This window comes from Limisphaerales bacterium (assembly GCA_014382585.1).
Lineage (GTDB): Bacteria > Verrucomicrobiota > Verrucomicrobiia > Limisphaerales > UBA1100 > JACNJL01.
Genome location: JACNJL010000056.1, coordinates 33,109 through 52,316 on the forward strand (window position 1 = coordinate 33,109; position 19,208 = coordinate 52,316).

A 19,208-nucleotide genomic window follows, 5' to 3' on the forward strand; every position below is an offset into this window, starting at 1 on the left:
GCCGCGTCTGATGCAGCTGCAGCGTTCCAAGTGGAAAGCCTTCTCCGAAGGCCTGATCGAATGGACGATCCGCGTAAGCGGGATCAGCGCGGTGGTGTTTGTGTTTGCCATCTTCTTCTTTGTCTTCTGGGAAGGGAAAGGGCTGCTGTTCAGCGATGGCTTCAGTGTGAGTAAACTGTTGACCTCTGAAAAGTGGGACCCGACTCACACCCCGCCCAGCTACGGGGCCGCACGGATTATTCTGGGCACGTTTAGCGTGGCGATTGTGGCCATGATCATCACGGTGCCGTTCAGCTTGGGCGGCGCCGTGTTCATTTCAGAATTCTGCGGGCCGCGGCTGAAGGAAATTCTGAAAGTTGTCATCGAACTGCTGGCGGCCATTCCGTCTGTGGTGTGGGGATTTATCGGACTCAAGATTACCTCCGTGTACATGAAAGATTTGGGGGCGGATGCGGGGGTGTCGCTGTTAAACGGCGCCATCATTCTGGCCTTGATGAGCATGCCGATTATCGTCTCCATCAGTGAGGACGCGCTCAATGCTGTCCCCGATTCCTACCGCGAAGCGGCCATCGGCTTGGGGGTGACCAAATGGCAAATGGTTTTCCGCGTGTTGCTGCCCGGCGCCAAAAACGGTCTGCTCGCCGCAGTGTTGCTGGGCATGGGCCGGGTGGTGGGTGAAACCATGGCCGTCCTCATGGCCACCGGGAACGCGGATAACAATCCCTTCAGCTCAGATGCGCCGTTCCTTGACGTCTTGGTTTCTGTGAAAACCATGACGGCCACCATTGCCAAGGAAATGGGCGACACCGTCAACGGTGGGGATCACTATCAGGTGTTGTTCCTGCTAGGGGTTCTGCTTTTTTCCATCACGTTTATTGTCAATCTCACCGCACATTTGGTGATTCACGGGGTTAAACGGAAATGAACGATTCCCAGCGCTTTACCAAGACGCCCTTCACTGAAAAGAAGGAATCCCGCGAAAAGTGGGTGAAAGTCTTGCTGTTCATGGTGACGCTCTCGATGGCGTTACCCGTGATTCTGCTGATCAGTTTCTTGATACACAAGGCGCTGCCGGTGTTGTCGTTGAATTTCATTACCGATATCCCGCGCGACCTCATGAGTGGGGGCGGTATTTGGCCTGCCATTTTAGGAACGATCTATCTGGTCGTCTTGTCATTGCTGGTGGCGGCGCCGGTAGGCGTGATGGCAGGCATTTACCTTAATGAATACGCGAAGGACAACTGGCTCACGCGACTGATCAACCTCGCTGTCATCAACCTCGCTGGGGTGCCGAGCATTGTCCACGCTTTGTTTGGATTAGGGGCCTTTGTCATGTTCGCCGGTTTGGGCGAATCGGTGATCGCGGCCTCGCTGACCCTCGCGGTGATGACGATGCCCGTGGTGATTACCAGTACGCGGGAGGCGCTTTCGGCTGTCCCCATGTCCTTCCGTGAGGCCTCGTGGAACTTGGGCGTGAGCCGCTGGCAAACCATTCGGGGCGTGGTGCTGCCCAATTCGATCAGCGGCATTTTAACCGGGGTGATCCTGGAGGTATCCCGCGCGGCTGGAGAGACGGCCCCCATCATGATTACCGGCGCCGCAGCGAGCATTACTTTTAGGCAGGGCGAAACGGTGTATTACTTATTGGGCGAGAAGTTCATGGCGCTTTCATATCACCTGTACTACATGTCCATGGGATGGAAAGTGCCGGATAAATTGCCCAATCCGGAGACCGGCGAAATGGTGCCGATGACCCAAGCAGCGATCGAACACGCGCAAGCCATCCCTTACGGCACGGCGGTGGTCTTACTCGGGGTCGTGCTGTTATTTAACTCTGTGTCCATCGCCTTCCGATATTATCTGCGCACACATCGAAAATGGTAGCCGACACGCCCAAGTTGAATGTGGATAGCCTGCGTGCCTGGTACGGAGACGACGAGGTGATTCATGGAATTTCATTTGATGTGCGGAAGAATGAAATCTTCGGCATCATCGGGCCTGCGCAATCCGGCAAGACCACGTTGCTGAAGATCATTAACCGCACCCTGGAATTCACCACCGGCTCACGCATGGGCGGGTTGGTGGAGATGGATGGACAGGATGTGTATCACATCAAAGACGTATACGGATATCGCCGCCGCGTGGGCATGGTGGCGCCGTTGCCGGTGGGGCTGCCGCTTTCCATTTACGATAACGTCGCCTTTGCGCCGCGCAGTTTTGGCATGAAGGACAAGCAGGAGCTTGATGGCTTGGTGCAGAAATGTCTCGAGCAGGCGGCCTTGTGGGATGAGGTGAAGGACCGACTCGACTCGCTGGGCACCAAGCTCTCCGGAGGCCAACAGCAGCGGCTGACCATCGCGCGCGCGTTAAGTCATCAGCCGGAGGTCTTATGTCTCGATGAATTTTCAATCGCCATCGACCCGGTCACCACAATGAAGATTGAGGACGTGCTCAAGGAGCTGCGCAATGAAATGACGATCATTCTCGTGACCAACCTCGTGCAACAGGCGCGGCGGTTGGCGGATCGGACGATGTTTATGCTCAACGGCGAAGTGGTGGAGATCGGCGATACGGAGCCGATGTTCTCCGGCAATGCCAAGCAGCCCAAGACCAATGCCTTTGTGAGTGGAGCTTTTGGATGATCCGATGATGAGTGCTCAACGCGAACATGCCATTGTGACGGAGAAACTGAGCCTCTGGTACGGCGATTTTCAAGCGCTCGATGGGGTCTCCACACGCATCCGAGATGGTGTTATCACCGGCCTGATCGGCCCGAGCGGTTGTGGTAAAACCACGTTCCTCCGCTGCCTCAATCGCGTGAACGAACGCTACGGCAACGTTCGCACCGAAGGGATGATCGATATCCTCGGCAAAAATATTTACGACGACGACGTATCGCTCATCGAGCTGCGCAAGTCCGTGGGCATGGTCTTTCAGCGACCCAATCCGCTGCCGATTTCCGTTTATGAAAACGTCGTGTTCGGCCTGCGCATCCACAAGCGGCGCAGTGAACTGAGCAAATCTGTGCTGGACCAAGCTGTCGAAGAAGCCTTACGCGAGGTGCGGCTGTGGGCGGATCTCAAGGATCGCCTGCACGATAAGGCCACGGACCTGCAGCTCGAGCAGCAACAAAAGCTGTGCATCGCGCGGCTGCTGCCACTCAAGCCCGATGTGATTTTGATGGACGAGCCGTGCTCCGCCCTGGACGTCGAGGCCACCACTGCGGTGGAGGAACTGATGCGGACGCTAGCCGGGCGATACACCATCGTGATCGTCACCCACAACATGGCTCAGGCGCGCCGCATTAGTGATGATTGTATTTTCATGCTACTGGGCGACATCGTGGAACAGGCCCGAACCGAGGATTTGTTCCTCAATCCCCAGCACGAAAAGACGGCCGACTACATTGAAGGCCGTTATGGATGAGGCGTGTTTAACCTAACCCTAACGCACCGGACCCCACACCTGTTCCATCACTTTGAACATGCGCGGGTCGTGTTCCTTTAATTCTGCGCGTACGAAGGGATAAAAATCATTCACCCCCAGATACGCCTCCGTGCTCTCGGCGAAATACTCCTTGTGATTGTTCAGGCCGTAATGCTTCACCGGCCGGCGTCCCGTGTAGAGCAGCACCTTCTCATAGATCCCCTCCTTCTTGGCCGCCTCGTACGCGCCGATGATGTCCTTGTTTTCAAAACTCAACACCTGATCATGATACGCATGCGCCAGCTCGTGCAGGATCACATAGGGATGCTTGGCCCACATACCACGATCAATCAACGCGCGAGCCCGCGGAATGTGCACGTGCTTGGCTAGGGCCGGGTCATGCCGATTGGCGCGCAACCAACTCACACTCGGATGATACTGCATCGAGCCCAGTCGCTCATTGTGCAGCTCCAACCGGATCGGTAGCTTCTGCAGCGCTTTCCATTTTTTTTCCGGCAAAATATATTTCACCCGCTGCAAATGATTAGCCAGCGCCACCAGACACTGGTCAGCCAACGCCTTGTTGTCCTCCGCCAACAACCGCGGCTCCACCGCAATCGTCCACCCCTCGACGTTCTTTTTGATCGGCTTGTAATACGGCTCTTTGGGCGGATCAGCCTGTACGGTCAGTGCGAGGCTTAAGGTAAATAGGGCGACCCCGATGCGATGAATAATAATTGATGGCATGCGCCAACTTTAATGTTTGCCTCGCGCAGGGCAATTGGAAAATGCGGCTATCAAAGCACCTTCATTTTGTGAGTAGCATGCGAGCGCGGGTCGGCTCCAACGCATCGGTTACAAGATGTCCGGGCGATCGCTTAGGTTGAAATTATGGCCCGTTCAAGGGCGGCGGTGATTTCAGTTTCCATTTGGGACAATGGATTGAGCGGGCCGAGCGCATCGGCGTAGGGCGTGACTTCGTTGGTGTGCGGATCCCAATCAACCGGTCCGTAACGAGCCGGCGCGGGCCGGTCCCTAAGCATATGCGCCATGGCATCACCTTGGTTGAAGTGCCAGTACTCGAAAGGGAAATGGACGAAATGGTGCGCCTCCATCATAGCGGTGATGGTGAGGCGGTTTTCGAGTTGCTCGGGGGTGATAAATGGCGAGCGCATGGGGGTGCGTTCGCTCATCTCAATGTACGGCCCGCCACGCCAAACCTCGGTGCGATCAGCGCGATTCAACACTGAAATATCGATGGCCGAAGCAGACATATGCGTGCCGACTTTGGGGATGTTAGCCACCAGCACATGGGCACGACGAAAAACCATCTCGGCCGGGGGCGGGCCGCCGTATTCCCAAGCGCACTGTTGCACGATGGTATCGAACACCTCTGGCTTGCGGCCGAGGCGCGTTTGCATGTCGCGCGTGCGGAAGCCGTCCTCGATTTTCAAAATCCAGCCACGCTCGTTCATGTCGCGGCCAATGGCAATGACGTCATCGACGAGCCCTTCGCGGATGTAAAAAATGCGGTCGAGGTCATCGACGATTTTGCTGTCTGAAAAGAGCATCTCCACCCCGCCCGCCACCGCCGCGGCGCGAATATCCGCCAAGCCCTCGGCACATTCCACCACGGCAAAGGGCAGGATCGCGTCCACCAACTCATGACCCGCATTCATCTGCTCCGTCCAATAAGCGCGGCGCTTATCATCGTCAAAATCACTCATATCTTAACGACGCCCGGGCCTTTTCACCGTTCGTAATATTTTTTGGAACGGTGCCGGAGACTCACCCACGTCAAAAATAACCCGTACTTCGTTGTGCTCAAGTTCAATTTTAACAGTTTTGTTTTCCACTTGTTTCTCCGATCTCATTTCCGCTCCCACACGGCAGGAATTGTTTCGGCCTCCTTGCCGTAGGTTTGCGAGACGATGAAGCCGCTGGCTTGGGAGGTGTAGAAGATGCGGCCGTTGCTGACAACGGCGCCGAGGCATTCGCGGCTGTCGATGGCCGGGCCGGTGGAGACGAGCTTGCCGTTGTTGGAAAGGTCAATCATGTCCATGTTGGCGCCGAGGACGAAGGGCTCGGACAGGGTGAAGCGGCAGCAGGCATAGTTGTGGCCGATGCTGGCGACGACCTTGCCGGTCTTGTGATCGTACACGTTGCCCTTGCCGCGGAGGGCGTTGGAGAAAATGTAGCGCTCGCCAACGGTGACGACGTTGAGCGCGGAGGTGACGGCGTCGGATTTCCACACGAGCTTGCCGTCCTTGGCGTTGAGGCACCAGACGAAGCGGTCGTTGGTGCCTTCCTTGGCGCGATTAAATCCGCCGATATAAATCCGGCCGTCGCGCGCGCTGAGCGTGCACTTGGCGGTGACGTAATAATCGGTGGTGGACCACACGACCTTGCCGGTCTTGGGCTCGAGGCAGGCGGTGAAGCCGTTGTTTTCAACCGGCAATCCGCGCCGCGCTTTTTGGCTGGTAGCGTAGCCGAAGAAGACGGAGTAAAAAAGTTTGCCGTCGAGAATGCAGATGCCGCAGTCGTTGCCGCCCTTGCCGTATTTTGAAAAATCCTTTTCCCAAAGCAGCTTGCCGGTGTCGAGGTTCCACGCCCAAACGCGCGGGCGATGGTTCTTGGGGTAGTACGGATTGGTGTTGGAATAAATCCAGCTCATCACTTCCTTGCCGCCGTGTTCCTTGGGCGTGCCGCCGAAGGTGAAAAATTTTTCCGACCCCTGGTAATCATAATCGCCCGAGCCGGAGGCATAGATGGCGACGTTGCCGTGAACCACCGGCGGAAACTGGCGGCTCCAGCCGGGCGAACCGGTGAAGGGTTGTTTCCACAGCAGCTTGCCCGTCGCGGCATCGAGGCAAAGAATGTGCGACTGCTTGATGCCGCCCTGCGGAATGAGCAATTTGCCCTTCACGTACAGCGGCGAGGTAAACGACAAAAAGCCGTCGGGAAAATACGTGCGCCACAGCACGCGGCCGGTGTCCTGCTCGGCGGCGATGACCTGCCCCTCCGCGGTGTGGGTATAAAGCCGCCCGCCACCGCACACCGGCAGATGCTTCACCGTGCCTTCCAGCCGACGCGCCCAGCGCATCCGCAGCGGCGGCTTGAGCCCTTGGTCATTGGAATTGCTGCCGGCGAAGTCGCCGTAGTTGGTGTACCAATTAAATTTATCGCCCGCCATCGGCCCCGCCAGCGGATTGCGAATTTTCGCCACGCCCAAGTCCTTCTTTGGCAACGCCGCCTTGCCGCCTGCGCCGTATATATATAGGTGCCCATCCTCGCTCCCGCAAAAAATTCGCCCATCCGCCACTGCCAACGGCGCGGAAATCGGCGCGCCAAACGCCGTCGGCAACGCCCGCGCCTTGCCGCCCTTCAACGGCACAATGTGCACCTTGCCATCGAGCCCGCCGTACACCGCGTGGTCGCGCGTCAGCACCGGCGGACAAATCGCCGCCGCCGCATTCAGCACTTCTGTTTTCCCTTCGCGATGCCGGCAAAGCCCCATTCCCTGCTCCGGCCGCACGCGGTAGACGGCCTCTTCGCGCACCGCCACGGGGGAGAAACTGAGCATTCCCGGCGTGCGGATGTCCGTCTGCGTGCCCTTAATGAAATCAACTTTCAGTTCATCGCCTTCCAGCCTCATGCTCTCGACGCGACCCGCGTTGTCGCGCCGGTGCCATTGCACGTACACGTTGCCTTGCGCGTCGGCGCTTTGGCCCAGCGTTGCCGGAAATTCCGTGCCGGCAAATTTCGGAATCACCGCCACCTTCCGCAGCTTCGGCTTCGCACCGGCGTCCTCCAGAAAAACCGTGCGGCCGCCCGCGGGCATCACGACGGTTTTGCCAATGAGCGCGATGTCGCGCGAGCAAACAAAGTGATCCTCCCACGTCACCCGATCGCCGCGAAACTTCACCCAATCCGCGCCGAGCCAACGGTTGCCCTTGAAGCCCACGACCTCGCGCACGAAATCCCATTCCCACGCCACCACGCCCTTCGGCGACAGCGCGAACACCCGCGCCCCGAGCGTCGCGCAATATACCCGCCCATCACCCACCGCCGGCGCAGATAGAATCGGCTCCCCCAAATCCAACCGGTTAATGACCTTTCCCGTCCGCCGCTCAAGCACATAGTAAAAACCTGCCGTCGTCCCCACGTGCAAATAGTTCTCAATGACCGCCGGTGCCGCCACATTGTTGCAATTCCCCGCGCCGCCTTCGGTTTTGAAACGCCACCGCACCGCCGCCGTGGCGATGTCGATCCCATGCACCACCCCCGAGCCATCGATTACAAAAAACATCCCCTCCACCACCACCGGCGCGGCCTGCACCGTGTCGGTCAACGGCACCGCCGCCAGCAGTCCCAGTTGATTTTTTAAAACCTCCCCCGGCACGTTGCCCGAGCGCCGGGCATCACCCTGTAGTTGCGGCCAGCCGGCCCAAGTTTTAGTAAATAGAGAAAGTGAAACAAAAATCAGAACGGGGGCACGTGAGATCATAAAAAATGCTACCCCCGTGACCGACGGTTGTCGCTGTAAAAATACGAATCAAACGTGCGCAAAGACAAGCATTGGCAGCACGGTGCGAATGTCATAGCCTCCCGCGCATGAAACATCGGGAACTAAATCACGTGGCACTGCACGTGGCAGACGTGGCGGCGAGCTGCGAATTTTATGAACGCGTGCTGGAATTGAAGCCGATGACGCGGCCGTCATTCCAATTCCCCGGCGCGTGGTATCGGCTGGGGATTACCCAGGAACTGCACCTCATCGGCAATCGCACCGACCCCGTACACAGCGGCAATCGCGGCAATCATTACGCGCTGCTCATCGACGACATGGACGAATGGGAAGCGCACCTGCAAACGCTGGGCGTGGACTATCGCGAACGCCGCACGCGCCCGGACGGGGCGTTTCAGATTTACGTGAAAGACCCCGATGGCCACACCATCGAGCTGTGCACCGCATCGGTTGCAAACTAAAGATCAGTTAGGGCAGTTTCTACGAAACCGCCTTGGCGCGCTCGGGGAGCGCGCTCTACCTATCATGACAAGATTCGATTCGCTCGAATTGTTCAATCCAGCGCGCCCACGATAGCCCCGACTTCTCCACGCGAAATTTCACCAACCGCCGATGCTCCACTTCGGTGACATAAACCGTGCGGCCATCGGGGCCGCCGAAGCAGAGGTTGCTGGGCTTGGCGCCGAGCACGTCAATCTCTCGCAGGATTTCTCCGGCGGGCGACAGCACCACCACCGTACCTTTGCCATAGCGGGTGATGTACAGATTACCATCGATATCGCAGCGCATACCATCGAAGCCGTGATTGGGGAATTTTTTCAGCAACATTTTGTTCGCCAAGGTGCCGTCGGGTTGAATATCGAATGCCCACACGTTGCGCTGTTTGCTTTCGTTGACGTACAGTTTTTTACCGTCCGGGCTCACCTCGATGCCGTTGGTGGTGCCCATCTTTTCTGCGAGACGGGTGACTTTCCCATCGGTGCCGATGCGCCAAAGCTGGCCGGTGCCCTTGTCCCAATTGGGGTCGCTGGCGAAGAGTGTGCCGTCGGGTGCGATGGCGAGGTCGTTGGGCTGATTCATCCGCGGCTCGTGCGCGAAGACTTCGATCTTTTTTGTGGCCGGATCAATACGCAGAACGTTGTGGCCCGTGTAATCGGCCACGTACATTTTACCGGCACGATCAAACCGGATGCCGTTGCCAATGCTCGCGCCCGGCAGGGTGACGAATATTTCTGAATTCCCGTCCGGCGTGGTTTTGCCGATGGTGTGTTGTGCCTTGAAATTAACGGCGAAAATATTCCCTGCCAGATCACACGCCGGCCCTTCGATGCCGGGAGTGAAAGCATTGGTGACCGTAAGCGGTGTGGCGATGTACAGCGCGTCGGCCGGTTTGCACCAAGGGCATTGGCAGGCAACGCCGATCAACAGGAGGGTGGCAAGAAGGATTGTTTTCATCCGCGCGAGTGTCAGGCCCACGTGCAAAAAAATCAACGTCGTGCGGTAAAATTATTCTGCCAGCCGATTGGGGAGGCTCCAGCGGATGCGCGCCAGCAGCAAATCACCGCGGGCATTTTTGCGCGGCATCGATTCGGCGACGGTTACCCAAGATTCGTTCGGGCCGGCGTTGGTGATGTTGAAGTTGCCCATCAACGCCACGTTGTCCGGATCCTTCACGCCATCGCCCACCAACGGCAGCACCACGCGCTCAGTGGAGCGAATGAGCCGCCGAGTGCGGACGTCCACTCGCGCCACATACAACGGCGCGCGCCAACGAATGATCCCGGTGTTGGATTTATCTTTGCGGGTGTAAACCAAAAACAAGCCATCGGAGTGCGTCAGCCAATGTTGCTGCGTGGTGGACATGTGGATCGGGTCGCCATTGTCCCAAACCCATCGTTGCTTGGGCATCCAGTTCAGTCCATCAGGGCTGACGCTTTGGTAACCGTGATCGTCCTCGGCACGGAGGGTAATGTAAAATTTACCGCCGAATTGCGTGACCGATGGCTCGAGCAAACCGCGCTTGTGCGCCAGCTTCAGCGGCGGGCCGACTTTTTTGATGCGCAACGTTTCGCCATCGAACGCGCACAACACGCCCGCCACCGATCGATGGGTCGGTTTGTCGCCAAAGGTGAACGCCAGCAAAATTTCGCCGTTGGGAAGCACCACGCGCTGGCCGCAGTTGTTCGAATAAATGAACGCGCCGCGCGGATCATTCCATTCGAGGATGCGCCGCTTGGTCCAGGTGCCATCGGCGCGGCGCACGGTGTAAACGGGATAGCGCGCCAATTGATCGCCGCGCGCAAATTTTGGCCCCCGATAAAAAACAACGTGCCCCATCGCGAGGATGGTTTTGGTTGGTGGATGATATTGCGGCACCACATCGCACACCCCGGCCATCAGCCCGGGATGCTTCGCCACGGGAACGCGGCCCAGCGCCGGGATGGGGCGTTTCAGATTTACGTGAAAGACCCCGATGGCCACACCATCGAGCTGTGCACCACACCCGATGTGATAATCTAATAAAAAAACCCGGACATTTCTGCCCGGGTGTAATTCATTTCAGCTCTTCCTGGATGCTGACTATCATGTACCATCAGCTCCAACACCCTCTGTGGCTATGACCTTACTCTCCGCCTGACTGGCGGTGCGGAGCATTGCTATTCCGGCTATAATACTCAGGTATGCGCCCACCCCCATTCCTTTGAATAATTTGCCGCCCACACCAACGAGATAAAAGGCGAATATCAATATTGGCACAGCCCCACAGGCAATATAAATGGGTTTCTTATGGGCGATTGCAGCCACTAATCCAGCCAATGGAATAAGAGCCAGAATTTGCAGTTGCCATGTGGGTGGAGTGTCACCTCCAGCCCCGCCGGAACCCCCCTCATTTTCACTGCCCATATCCCCCATATCGCCAAACAATTCCTCAGCCGGATTTGAACCACTGCCCATTTTAACAAGGTCCAACCCCGAACAACTAATTGGCCCCATCGATATAAATGGCAGGAAAAAACCAACTACTAATATGACTCCACAGAACCTAGGTATTTGATGCATTTTCGTTTCTCTTTCGTTTATTTTGTTTCCATTTTATAGCGCGTTCTTAAGAGAATAGTAACTGCTACTTTGTTCTTCAATGACAAGTTGTCCACAAAACCCACAGAATCAAATTGGATTTTCTTCCTGAAATTCGAGCCATACCCGAGCCATACCCGTGCCATTGATGGATTGAAGGGGCATCAACGCGTGCGGCCCATCCGCTTTGCGGGGCAACCGGCAATGACGATTCATAGCCAAAGCCACCGCGCGTGGCCAAGTCCGCCGATTAACCATTGGCGATGAGCAGTGGCTTGTCACCGCGCTCGATGAGGTCTTTGCAAAGACTGCCGGTGAAAAATTCCACGACGCCGCTGCTGCCGTGGGCGCCGAGGGCGATGAGGTCGAAGGACTTGCTGAAATCCGAGTTGAGTAATTCGCGGATGTCACCCGATTCGGTTTTCACTTCCACGTGATCGAAGCCGTGCGAGCGCAGGAACCCGGCGGATTTAGTGAGCAACTCGATGCTGCCGTTGCCGCTGTCCGCACAATGCAACAGCGTGACGCGCACTTTGGAACGCCCGTAAAGCCGCGCGAATTGCCGCAGCGCGCGCATCGAATGGAGGCTGCCGTTGAGGGCGATCAGCGCGTCGAATTCGTCGTCCGGCTTCCAGCCCAAAGGCACGGCGAAGACCGGCGCGAGTGAGCGGTCCATAATCGTTTCCAGTGAATCGCCCGGCTCATCGTCATCGGTGCCATACTCGCCGTCATCGCCCGCGCCGCTGCCGTAGGTGAAAAACGTGCGCAAGCCAATGACCACGCAGTCAAAATAATTGGATTCCTCCAAAATCGCCGCGGCCGGCGTACCTTGCATTTCGAATTCCGTGTGCCGTACGCCCGCCGCTTCGCAACGCGCGCTGAAGTTGGCCAGCAATTCTTCCATCAACTTGTGATACTCCGCTTCCTTGGCGGCGATGCTCGTCTTGGCAAATTTCATGGCGCCCAGCGGCACGGCGCCCACGGAACGATTAATGCCCTCCACATCCAGCACGACCAACCCTTCCAGACTGGCATCGTGATGCTTTGCAAGCCAGCAAGCATAGTCGATGGCGGAGTCGGTGTAGGTGGATTTATCGAGACAAACCAGAATGCGATTAATCATGGTAAAGGTTGGGCGAGAAAGACCTCGCCCATCTGCCGTTATTAAAACCACATTTTTATCACGAATTCAATCCTTAAATCCGCGTAGAAACAATTCGTCCCCTTGATCGTGAAACCATTGATTGAGGGAACGCCGCATGTGCTGCAGACGCGCGCGCCGCACCGGCGAACGGGACAGATCATTCAACTCATACGGGTCGTCCGTGAGGTTGAAAAGCTGGTGTCGGCCGGTCTGGAGATAAAACACCAACTTCCAGTTTTCCATCCAGATCATCCGCTGCACATCCTGAAAATAACCATAACCCGCCGAATGCACATTTTGCCGCTGGCCGCGCAATAATGGCGCAAGACTCTGGGCCTCCACGGTTTTGGGGATGGGCAAGCCCGCCAGATCACACACGGTGGGAAACATATCCCGCAAAAAACCAAACGCCGGCACACGCTGGCCTTTGGCAATGCCGGGGCCGCTGATCATGAACGGCACGCGGATGGTGTGATCGTACATATTCTGTTTCCCCATCAACCCGTGACTGCCGAGTGCCAAGCCGTGGTCGCTGGTGAAAATGATAAACGTATTCGCCAACCGCCCATCGGCGCGAAGTTGGGCGAGCATTCGGCCCACCTGTGTGTCAATGTGATCCACCACCGCGTAATAAACCGCCAGCTCGTCGAGCACATCCGCCTTGGTGCGTGGCCACGGCAACAGCGCTTCATCGCGACCCTTGAGGTTGCCGTGGTCGAAGGGATGCTCGGGTTTGAAATTCTCCGGCAGTTTCATTTTTGCGCGAGTATATTTTTTATCGTAGCCGGGCGGAACGACCAACGGATCGTGCGGTCCGGTGAAATTCACGTGCAGAAAAAATGGCTGCTCCGGCTGTTTGGTTTTGCGTTTCAAAAATTCCAGTGCACCATCGGCAATGTACTTGTCCGTCAACGGTGTGAGCCCGATGCCCTTTTGCAAATCCGGTTTACCGTTGGAATTTTTAAACGTCCAATTTCGATAACCGGTGATCGGCCGACCTTTGCGCCCGCGAATCACTTCACCCTTTTTCCAAGTGCCCCCGCCGCTACTGAAGAGCCCGCGCGCTTCGTGATACCCGCGAGTGGTGGGCTGGCCGTCATTCATCCACTTGCCGCTGTACCACGAGTGATACCCGCCCGCCGCCATCGCCGCCGGCCAGAGGGTGAGTTTGGGATTCATCTTCTCCCGCCCCAAACCGCGCACGCCATTGCGGTAGCCGGTGCAGCCGGTGAGGATTTCCGCGCGACTGGGCACGCAAAGCGGATTGGAGCAAATGAAGTTTTCAAACGTCGCCCCATTGTTCACCAACCAATCAAGATGGGGTGTATCAATGCGCGGATTGCCCAGCGCGCCGATGGTATCGGGCCGCTGATCGTCAGTGACAATGACTAAAAAGTTCGGCTTCGCCGCCCACAACGTCAACGACATCAGCCACAGCGCAATCAGGCATCGCATCCAAAAAGGATGCCGCCGCGGGCGATGATTTGCATCAACTTTTTTCCGCACTCACCCACGTACGCACCGTTCCCAGCGGCATTTGGGCCCACGCGCGTTCGTGCAAATAATAGATCAGGAATTTTGCGGGGAATTCGACAAGCGCGATCATAATCGCCAAGCGAACATCTTTCGACCAAAAATAAGCAATGAGCGCGGTGATCAGCGTTGCCAAAATGCGCCAGCTAAGGCCTTTAAGCACGCTGCGCAGGCGCGATTCGCGGATGACTTCGGTGGCGGCGGTGGAATCAGTTCCCAGTTTGTCGGCGTCCATGCGCGAAGGCTACGCCAAATTGAAGTCGGTGAAAATCTCCGTGTGTGTCCTGCTTTGCAAAACCCGCGCAAGCGGTGTGTTGCCATCCGGCGCGAGTGAAGCACGCAAGGCATTCTTTTTCCCTTCGCCTGAAGCCAGCACCCATACCTCGCGCGCGGCGGCCAGCGCGGGAAAGCCCAGCGTGATGCGGCGCGGCGGCGGTTTGGGGCCGGTGACGGCGCGATAAACTGATGGAGAATCCAACGCCTCCGAATCGCCGGGGAAAAGCGAAGCCACGTGGCCGTCCTCGCCTAAACCGAGAAAAACCAAATCAAGAATCGGTTGACCCTCATCATCCAAATCCGCAATGCGGCAAATCTCTGCTTCGGCCTGTTGCACGGCAAAGGCTTCGCCGCGTTCGGTGAGGATGCGATGCACCTGCGCTTCGGGCACTTTCATTGCCAACAACAAACGCACGGCGGCGAGTTTGAAATTGCTCTCCTCATCCGTGGGCGAAACACAGCGTTCATCGCCCCAAAAAAAATGTGCGTTCGCAAACGCATCCGGCGAAGCTTCCGCCGCCACTGCCGCGTACAATAATTTCGGGATGCGTCCGCCGGAAAGTGCCACCGTAAATGAATCGCGCAGATCCATCGCACTGAGCCAACGGACGGCGGCCTCGGCGGCCAGTGCCTCGGCATTGGGAAAGCGGCAAAGCGTGTGATTCATTTCGCAGGCTGGGGGTTGTGCCACACGTGGCCGTCCTGCGCGAGGAGGTCTTCCGCCGCCTCGGGCCCCCACGTGCCGGCCGCATAAAATTCGCGGTTGCTCAATGGCTCCCCCCCCCAACCGGAGCGGATGGTATCGACAAATTGCCACGCGGTTTCCACTTCATCGCGTCGGATAAACAATGTGGCATCGCCCGCCATCGCCTCAAGCAACAGGCGCTCGTACGCCTCGGGGGTGTACGCTCCAAATTCCGCATCGTAGCCAAAGTGCATCCGCACCGGGCGCGTGGCGATGGTGGTGCCGGGCACTTTGCCATTGAAGCGAAGAAAAATCCCTTCATCGGGTTGTAGGCGAAGAGTCAGTGCATTGCGATCCAAATTAAGATCGCCCTCTGCAGCGAAGAGCACACTCGGCGTGGGGCGAAATTGCACGCGCACCTCGCTGGCGCGCAACGGCAGATTTTTTCCCGTACGCAAATAAAACGGCACACCGCTCCAGCGCCAGTTGTCGATGAAGAGTTTGAGCGCGGCGTACGTTTCCACATTACTCCCGGCATCCACCCGCTCCTCCTGCCGATAGCCCGCGCGGTTATCACCATTCACCGTGCCGGCAAAATACTGGCCACGTACCACTTGCTGCGCCACCGTCTCGGGCGTCATAGGGCGAATGGATTTAAGCGCCTTTACTTTTTCATTCCGGATATCTTCCGCGGCCAACGAAGGGGGCGGCTCCATAGCCACGAGCGAGAGGATTTGCAGGAGATGATTTTGCATCATATCGCGCATCGTGCCCGATTCCTCAAAATAACCGCCGCGGCTGCCCACGCCGATGTCTTCGCTCACGGTGATTTGCACATGCTCGATGGCCTCGCGATGCCAAAGCTGCTCGAAGATGGCGTTTGAGAAACGGAACATCATAATGTTCTGCACCGTTTCCTTGCCGAGATAATGGTCGATGCGGAGAATTTGCCGCTCGCGCGCGTGCTTCACCAGTTGGGCGTTGAGTTCGCGCGCGGATTGCAGATCGTGCCCGAAGGGTTTCTCCACCACCACGCGCTGCCAAAACGGATCGCCCTCTTCCCACCGATGCAGCAGCTTCGCATCGTGCAGCCGGTCCACCACATCGCCAAACAAGCTCGGTGAAATCGCCAGATAAAAAATCAAATTATTTGCGAGCTGTTCGTTGCCGAAATCCGCCAAGCGCGTCCCCAAGCTCGCGTAGGCCTTGGCGTCGGTGAGATCGCCGCGATGGTAAAACAAATTTGCCGCAAAAGTTTCCCATTGCTTAGCATCAACATTGGGCGACCGCGAGAAGCGCTCGATGCCCGCCTTCATTTCCTCGCGCCAACTTTCATCCGTCTTATCCCGCCGCGCAAAGCCCACCACACGGAAGGGTTCGGGCATCTGCCCGTCCTTGTATAAGTGAAACAACGCCGGGATCAGCTTACGCACCGTGAGATCGCCACTCGCGCCAAAAATCACAATGGTACACGGTTCATCCGCCTTGCGCCCCTCATCCAGCCGCGAAAGGCCAGGAATTACAGCAGTTTCCATATGCGCGACAGCATAGGGGGCGAATGATAGACAAACAATACCTGAGCCAATTTGAACCTAAACTTTGCGTGAAAACACTTCATGTTGCGTGAAAATCACACCTGAAAACGGACAATTACTGTGAATAAATCGGAGAAAATTCAAAAAATTGGAAATTAAGAGCATTTTTTTTACGGCATGAAATCTGCTTGAAAAATCGCAACTGACTACCAAGTCATAACCCAAAACCAATAAAAAACCCAATACCATGAACAAATCATCAAAAATTCAAAGCGGTTTCACGCTGATTGAGCTTTTGGTAGTGATTGCCATTATCGGCATCCTCGCCTCCATGCTCCTCCCCGTGCTGGCCAAAGCCAAAGCCAAAGCTCACCAAGTGAAAAGCGCCAACAACATCAAACAAGTCCGCCTCGGCATCAAGCAATGGTCCGACAACGACTTTGAAGGCGGCAACCCCAACTACCGCGGTCAAGACTGGAACTACAATTTCTGGTACCACAAAGCAGTCGAGTACAACGGTTACGATGCCAACGTGTTGTACAGCCCGGCCACATTGATGAACAAGCGCGACTGGTGGGGCAACGCGGTGAAGAGCTGGTGCGCGTGGAACAAAAATCCAAAAATCAACAACGGCCAACGTGTTTCAGGCAGCTACGCCTACAACGCCTGGCAACACCCCGACATTTGGCAGGAAAATCATCGCGATTGGAACTGGTTGTATCAGGATGATTCCGAAGGCCAACCCGACATGGCCCCGCTCTTGGCAGACTCCATTTGGGTCGACACTTGGCCCCGCGAGAGCGACTCCATCGCCTCGTCTTGGAAAGGTAGCAACGGCGGTATGCAACGCGTGTGCGTGGATCGTCACAATGGCCGCAGCCTCGTTTCCTTTAATGACGGGCACACTGAAGCCGTAGAACTGCGTAACCTCTGGACTCTCCATTGGCACAAAGATTGGAAGACCCCCACAACTCTTCCCGATCCCAAAGTACGCGATGAATAGAATGGTTGCACCGAACCGGAAAATATGAGATCAATCGGCCGTTCTATGAAACTAAAACAACTGATTAAACACACCACCTGTATGGCCGCCCTGTGCGCCTTCATGGTGGGTTGCGGCAGTGACGCCGATGAAGGGGATGATCCCATGGCTAATGAAAAACCGCCCACCCCGGGCGAAGGCCCTGATGGAGCCGGCGGCGGAGAAGGTGCCGGTACAGGCACCGAAGGCAACTAGCCCACTACACAAATCACACAACCGCCCGTACTTCGGGCGGTTTTTTTGTGCCCGCAAACAAACTAGTGCTGATAAATCGGAAGGAAATGATATTTCACCGAAAGGCTCAACATTGCCAAGCTGGTGCAGTACACCCGCCCCGCGCCACTCTCCATCCCGTTATTGCCCGACCACGAACCGTCCACACTTTGCAGTGGCATCAGCAGTTTCTCGGTGATATCGCGCGCGTTTCGGGCAGTGTCCCCCTTGCGCTTTTGCATGCCCTGCGAGTAGTAATAGGTGCCGTAATAAAACCATTGTTCTCGCTTGGTCACCGCCTTTCGCTTGAGCCAGTTGACCGAGCCAAGGACCTCCGGCGCTTCGTATTCGCCACACACCTGTAGGCTGAGCAGCCCCGCCGCCGTGGTGGAATAACGCGGCGGCTGGTTGGGCATATAACCGCAGCCGCTGTTTAAATTCACCGGTCGGCCGCGCGCATCGCGCGGAGAATAATAACTGCGTTTCAAATAACGGACCGCGCTATCAATCGCATCCTTGGGCACATCAATTCCAGCATTCTTCGCCGATCGCAGGGCCATCAATTGCCACACCGTCACCGATAAATCCGAATCATTTGAAGTAGGATCATACCTCCAGCCACCCCGATGAGCCGCGTTCCCCTTCTTGGCTTTTTGCGAAACCAAAATCAAATCCACCGCCTTCGAAGTGTACTTGCGCAGCAACCGTTCCTGATCACGATCCACTCCCATTCCCATCATTTCTGAAAGGCACAAGGTGGCAATTCCGTGGCCGTACATTCGCCCGCCATCTGAGCCATAATATTCGTACGGCCCGCCACTGCGATTACGGCGGCGATCGTTGCGCAGCATAAAGCCCAGCGCACGCTTCATCGCGATACCTTCTCGATTGGGATCACCCGGTTGATGCCCGATTGAAGCGAGCGCCATCAGGCCCAGCGCGGTAAGTGCGTAGCCGTTGCGGGCAGATTCGCGGGCCGTTGGATCCGTAAACGAACCGTCAGCCTCCTGCGAATTCACTACGAACCGCGCGCCGCGATCCAGCGCGATGTCCAATTTATCCTTCGCTTTGCCGGCGGCGGCGGGCAACAGTCCCGGCAACACCGCCAAGCCAAGCAGGGCTTGCCGTCGCGAAAGTTGCAAATGAGAGTATTCGGGCAAACTCATTTGCGTGGGGCTCTGGGTGCGGCGTTATTGCTGCGCGCGCGCTCGGCAATAATGCGGAAGTAATGGCTGATCTGCTCTCGAAATTCGGGCGACATACTTTCGCGGCTGTTTTCCAAAAGCTCCTGCGCCACCTTCGGCGGCAGCTTCGCCCAATCCTCAGCTTTCATCCGCTTGAGATCGGGCAACTCACCCAATGGCTTGGCTTCCGCCACAATTGGCGCACCTTCGCCATCGCCCTCCTGACTTTTGCCTTCGCTGGGCGGCCGCTCACCCGGAGTGAGCCCCGCCGCCCGCGCCTGCCGCATGGACTCCGCCTGCGCTTGCGCAGCTTCCTTTAAAGCTTCCGAAGCTTGCTGCCCAGCAACACCTTCGCCCGGTTTGCCACCCTCGCCCGGTTTGCCACCTTCGCCCGGTTTGCCACCTTCGCCCGGTTTGCCACCTTCGCCCGGTTTGCCACCCTCGCCCGGTTTGCCACCCTCGCCCGGTTTGCCACCCTCGCCCGGTTTGCCACCTTCGCCCGGTTTGCCACCTTCGCCCGGTTTGCCACCTTCGCCCGGTTTGCCACCTTCGCCCGGTTTGCCA

The 19,208-nt window shown here is 57.0% G+C and carries 20 protein-coding genes; 7 read left to right on the top strand and 13 right to left on the bottom strand.

The genetic code is table 11. The features are described 5' to 3' along the window. Positions 1-10 precede the first annotated feature (10 nt). From pstC to H8E27_12515, 4 genes are read left to right on the top strand one after another with little or no spacing between them, the layout of a single operon-like run. Positions 11-925: a phosphate ABC transporter permease subunit PstC gene (gene pstC / locus H8E27_12500; GenBank protein MBC8326435.1), complete on the top strand. Its 915-nt coding sequence runs from the start codon at positions 11-13 to the stop codon at positions 923-925. Further along, the gene (gene pstA, locus H8E27_12505; protein ID MBC8326436.1) at positions 922-1,884 is read left to right on the top strand and encodes a phosphate ABC transporter permease PstA; all 963 of its coding nucleotides are present in this window, start codon (positions 922-924) and stop codon (positions 1,882-1,884) included. Before pstC ends, pstA begins: the two co-directional genes overlap by 4 nt. Then, positions 1,878-2,642, top strand: coding sequence for a phosphate ABC transporter ATP-binding protein (locus tag H8E27_12510; protein MBC8326437.1), 765 nt, complete (start codon positions 1,878-1,880; stop codon positions 2,640-2,642). Before pstA ends, H8E27_12510 begins: the two co-directional genes overlap by 7 nt. Positions 2,643-2,649: 7 nt before the next feature. After that, positions 2,650-3,426: a phosphate ABC transporter ATP-binding protein gene (locus H8E27_12515; protein MBC8326438.1), complete on the top strand. Its 777-nt coding sequence runs from the start codon at positions 2,650-2,652 to the stop codon at positions 3,424-3,426. Positions 3,427-3,444: 18 nt separating this feature from the next. On the opposite strand, the gene H8E27_12520 is transcribed toward H8E27_12515, so the two are convergent. From H8E27_12520 to H8E27_12530, 3 genes are all read right to left on the bottom strand, one after another. Next, the gene (locus H8E27_12520) at positions 3,445-4,173 is read right to left on the bottom strand and encodes a metallopeptidase (GenBank protein MBC8326439.1); all 729 of its coding nucleotides are present in this window, start codon (positions 4,171-4,173) and stop codon (positions 3,445-3,447) included. Positions 4,174-4,304: 131 nt separating this feature from the next. Next, positions 4,305-5,153, bottom strand: coding sequence for a hypothetical protein (locus tag H8E27_12525; GenBank protein MBC8326440.1), 849 nt, complete (start codon positions 5,151-5,153; stop codon positions 4,305-4,307). A gap of 143 nt (positions 5,154-5,296) precedes the next feature. Continuing rightward, complete coding sequence (locus H8E27_12530; protein MBC8326441.1) at positions 5,297-7,933, bottom strand: PQQ-binding-like beta-propeller repeat protein; 2,637 nt, start codon at positions 7,931-7,933, stop codon at positions 5,297-5,299. A 107-nt stretch (positions 7,934-8,040) separates the two neighbouring features. Here H8E27_12530 and H8E27_12535 point away from each other — a divergent pair, with 107 nt between their 5' ends. Further along, entirely contained in the window at positions 8,041-8,415 is a 375-nt protein-coding gene (locus tag H8E27_12535; protein ID MBC8326442.1) for a VOC family protein, read from the top strand. 55 nt (positions 8,416-8,470) lie between these two features. Here the strand turns inward: H8E27_12535 and H8E27_12540 are convergent, their stop codons facing one another. From H8E27_12540 to zwf, 8 genes are all read right to left on the bottom strand, one after another. Next, a complete protein-coding gene (locus H8E27_12540) occupies positions 8,471-9,409 on the bottom strand; it encodes an SMP-30/gluconolactonase/LRE family protein (protein MBC8326443.1) in 939 nt (312 codons plus the stop codon). Between the two features lie 51 nt (positions 9,410-9,460). Continuing rightward, entirely contained in the window at positions 9,461-10,435 is a 975-nt protein-coding gene (locus tag H8E27_12545; GenBank protein MBC8326444.1) for an exo-alpha-sialidase, read from the bottom strand. Positions 10,436-10,537: 102 nt separating this feature from the next. After that, positions 10,538-11,014: a hypothetical protein gene (locus H8E27_12550; GenBank protein MBC8326445.1), complete on the bottom strand. Its 477-nt coding sequence runs from the start codon at positions 11,012-11,014 to the stop codon at positions 10,538-10,540. A 268-nt stretch (positions 11,015-11,282) separates the two neighbouring features. Then, positions 11,283-12,155: a universal stress protein gene (locus H8E27_12555; protein ID MBC8326446.1), complete on the bottom strand. Its 873-nt coding sequence runs from the start codon at positions 12,153-12,155 to the stop codon at positions 11,283-11,285. Positions 12,156-12,221: 66 nt separating this feature from the next. Continuing rightward, on the bottom strand, positions 12,222-13,631 hold the full coding sequence (locus tag H8E27_12560; protein ID MBC8326447.1) for a sulfatase-like hydrolase/transferase: 1,410 nt from the start codon (positions 13,629-13,631) through the stop codon (positions 12,222-12,224). 34 nt (positions 13,632-13,665) lie between these two features. Continuing rightward, positions 13,666-13,944: a DUF2061 domain-containing protein gene (locus H8E27_12565; GenBank protein MBC8326448.1), complete on the bottom strand. Its 279-nt coding sequence runs from the start codon at positions 13,942-13,944 to the stop codon at positions 13,666-13,668. A 9-nt stretch (positions 13,945-13,953) separates the two neighbouring features. Next, on the bottom strand, positions 13,954-14,652 hold the full coding sequence (pgl, locus tag H8E27_12570; protein MBC8326449.1) for a 6-phosphogluconolactonase: 699 nt from the start codon (positions 14,650-14,652) through the stop codon (positions 13,954-13,956). Continuing rightward, positions 14,649-16,205 carry a glucose-6-phosphate dehydrogenase gene (zwf, locus tag H8E27_12575; protein ID MBC8326450.1) on the bottom strand — a complete coding sequence of 519 codons (1,557 nt, stop codon included), beginning with the start codon at positions 16,203-16,205 and terminating at the stop codon, positions 14,649-14,651. Before zwf ends, pgl begins: the two co-directional genes overlap by 4 nt. 247 nt (positions 16,206-16,452) lie before the next feature. Here zwf and H8E27_12580 point away from each other — a divergent pair, with 247 nt between their 5' ends. Beyond that, positions 16,453-17,208, top strand: coding sequence for a type II secretion system protein (locus H8E27_12580; GenBank protein ID MBC8326451.1), 756 nt, complete (start codon positions 16,453-16,455; stop codon positions 17,206-17,208). 45 nt (positions 17,209-17,253) lie between these two features. Beyond that, positions 17,254-17,442 carry a hypothetical protein gene (locus H8E27_12585; GenBank protein ID MBC8326452.1) on the top strand — a complete coding sequence of 63 codons (189 nt, stop codon included), beginning with the start codon at positions 17,254-17,256 and terminating at the stop codon, positions 17,440-17,442. 62 nt (positions 17,443-17,504) lie between these two features. Here H8E27_12585 and H8E27_12590 read toward each other — a convergent pair whose 3' ends face one another. Both H8E27_12590 and H8E27_12595 read right to left on the bottom strand, forming a co-directional pair. Further along, positions 17,505-18,626: a terpene cyclase/mutase family protein gene (locus tag H8E27_12590; protein ID MBC8326453.1), complete on the bottom strand. Its 1,122-nt coding sequence runs from the start codon at positions 18,624-18,626 to the stop codon at positions 17,505-17,507. Further along, positions 18,623-19,208: hypothetical protein (locus tag H8E27_12595; protein MBC8326454.1), on the bottom strand; the 586-nt coding region annotated here is incomplete at its 5' end. The genes H8E27_12595 and H8E27_12590, both read right to left, overlap by 4 nt.

What these genes read in the sequence shown, in the direction of transcription:
- H8E27_12540 (MBC8326443.1), bottom strand. Translation starts at nt 9,409, where the DNA reads ATGAAAACAATCCTTCTTGCCACCCTCCTGTTGATCGGCGTTGCCTGC.
- H8E27_12565 (MBC8326448.1), bottom strand. Translation starts at nt 13,944, where the DNA reads ATGGACGCCGACAAACTGGGAACTGATTCCACCGCCGCCACCGAAGTC.
- H8E27_12555 (MBC8326446.1), bottom strand. Translation starts at nt 12,155, where the DNA reads ATGATTAATCGCATTCTGGTTTGTCTCGATAAATCCACCTACACCGAC.
- pstA (MBC8326436.1), top strand. Translation starts at nt 922, where the DNA reads ATGAACGATTCCCAGCGCTTTACCAAGACGCCCTTCACTGAAAAGAAG.
- pstC (MBC8326435.1), top strand. Translation starts at nt 11, where the DNA reads ATGCAGCTGCAGCGTTCCAAGTGGAAAGCCTTCTCCGAAGGCCTGATC.
- H8E27_12520 (MBC8326439.1), bottom strand. Translation starts at nt 4,173, where the DNA reads ATGCCATCAATTATTATTCATCGCATCGGGGTCGCCCTATTTACCTTA.
- H8E27_12530 (MBC8326441.1), bottom strand. Translation starts at nt 7,933, where the DNA reads ATGATCTCACGTGCCCCCGTTCTGATTTTTGTTTCACTTTCTCTATTT.
- H8E27_12515 (MBC8326438.1), top strand. Translation starts at nt 2,650, where the DNA reads ATGAGTGCTCAACGCGAACATGCCATTGTGACGGAGAAACTGAGCCTC.
- H8E27_12535 (MBC8326442.1), top strand. Translation starts at nt 8,041, where the DNA reads ATGAAACATCGGGAACTAAATCACGTGGCACTGCACGTGGCAGACGTG.
- H8E27_12580 (MBC8326451.1), top strand. Translation starts at nt 16,453, where the DNA reads ATGAACAAATCATCAAAAATTCAAAGCGGTTTCACGCTGATTGAGCTT.
- H8E27_12510 (MBC8326437.1), top strand. Translation starts at nt 1,878, where the DNA reads ATGGTAGCCGACACGCCCAAGTTGAATGTGGATAGCCTGCGTGCCTGG.
- H8E27_12590 (MBC8326453.1), bottom strand. Translation starts at nt 18,626, where the DNA reads ATGAGTTTGCCCGAATACTCTCATTTGCAACTTTCGCGACGGCAAGCC.
- H8E27_12585 (MBC8326452.1), top strand. Translation starts at nt 17,254, where the DNA reads ATGAAACTAAAACAACTGATTAAACACACCACCTGTATGGCCGCCCTG.
- H8E27_12525 (MBC8326440.1), bottom strand. Translation starts at nt 5,153, where the DNA reads ATGAGTGATTTTGACGATGATAAGCGCCGCGCTTATTGGACGGAGCAG.
- H8E27_12560 (MBC8326447.1), bottom strand. Translation starts at nt 13,631, where the DNA reads ATGCGATGCCTGATTGCGCTGTGGCTGATGTCGTTGACGTTGTGGGCG.
- pgl (MBC8326449.1), bottom strand. Translation starts at nt 14,652, where the DNA reads ATGAATCACACGCTTTGCCGCTTTCCCAATGCCGAGGCACTGGCCGCC.
- zwf (MBC8326450.1), bottom strand. Translation starts at nt 16,205, where the DNA reads ATGGAAACTGCTGTAATTCCTGGCCTTTCGCGGCTGGATGAGGGGCGC.
- H8E27_12550 (MBC8326445.1), bottom strand. Translation starts at nt 11,014, where the DNA reads ATGCATCAAATACCTAGGTTCTGTGGAGTCATATTAGTAGTTGGTTTT.